The organism is Lactobacillus iners DSM 13335, assembly GCF_000160875.1.
GTDB classification, from domain to species: Bacteria; Bacillota; Bacilli; order Lactobacillales; family Lactobacillaceae; genus Lactobacillus; species Lactobacillus iners.
The window spans coordinates 1-1,106 of the sequence record NZ_GG700812.1 but is presented as its reverse complement, the minus strand read 5'-3'; the positions used below and the strand labels follow the sequence as shown (position 1 = coordinate 1,106).

The following is a 1,106-nucleotide window of genomic DNA, read 5'->3' as shown; positions in this document are numbered from 1 at the left end:
ATTTTAGGTTTAACAGTTGTATTTTCTATCAGTAGTGTTGCAAAAGTATGCCTAAATCCATGAATGTTATATGCTTTAAGTCTTTATTTAAAACGTAATTTGTATCAAGTTTAAACTTTTTAGCGTATTCTTCGTTAATTTCATGATCTTTTTCATAAACTTGATTGATCTACTGAGTAAGTTGGGACAATGATAACTAATTACCTCTAATGGTGTGAAAAATCTTGTCAGAAATAATTTTTGGTTCTGTTCGGTAATTTAATAATACTTGCCTTAAAGTAGGAGAAAGAGGTATTGTACGCTTTGATTGTTTAGTTTTTGGACTATCAACTATTAATCGATTGTCTAAACCATGAGATAACGTTTTATTTACTGATATTGTGTTATTAACTAAATCGATATCGTTTCACGTTAGTGCAACTATTAATGTTACTGTTGGTGACTTTAGTAAAAACGTATGGGCAAATGTTGATACACTAAAGGCTAATCTTGATGGATTGTTATCAACAGCAATCATTAGGGGAGATAATCCCAGAGAGCTAATCAAGTATTTAAAACCATTAGTAAAAGAAACTGTACTTAATAAGCGTTATGCTGCCGAAAGAATAGCAAGGACTGAATCAGCTAGAGTGCAGTATAAAGCTTAACTCGATTCATTAAAAACTAATGATTACAAATACTGCAAGTGGTATATAGAACCAGGAGCATGTAAAGCCTGCCGAGAGATTGCTATTTCAAATAGTGGTGGTAATCTTCTTGAAGGTATCTATGAAGTTGATGACTGCCCAGACATTCCAGTACATCCTAATTGCAGGTGTTCCATTGGAGCATGGTGGAAAGATGAAACAAGTTATAGCAAGTATGATAAGGTAATTACAGATGATGATATTCAAGCATTAAATAATTACATAAGTTCAGATTCCTATAGGATAAATGAAAAGTTGAGATTGAATATTTGGGATAATGACTTGCAAGAAAAAGTCCACAATTTAGATTCTGCTTTAAGTAAAATGCCAATATATGATGGCAAGGAACCATTGCAAAGAGATTTATTTTTTATGGATTATGAAAAAATGGATAAATTTATTAAAGAACTTTCAAAAGGT

General features: G+C 31.4%; 2 protein-coding genes. Both read left to right on the top strand.

The window, feature by feature from the left end; translation table 11 throughout:
• Positions 1-380 precede the first annotated feature (380 nt).
• Entirely contained in the window at positions 381-647 is a 267-nt protein-coding gene (locus HMPREF0520_RS06500) for a structural protein (RefSeq protein WP_006730047.1), read from the top strand.
• Between the two features lie 225 nt (positions 648-872).
• A partial coding sequence (locus tag HMPREF0520_RS06495) for an ADP-ribosyltransferase (protein ID WP_345908450.1) occupies positions 873-1,106 on the top strand: 234 nt, incomplete at its 3' end.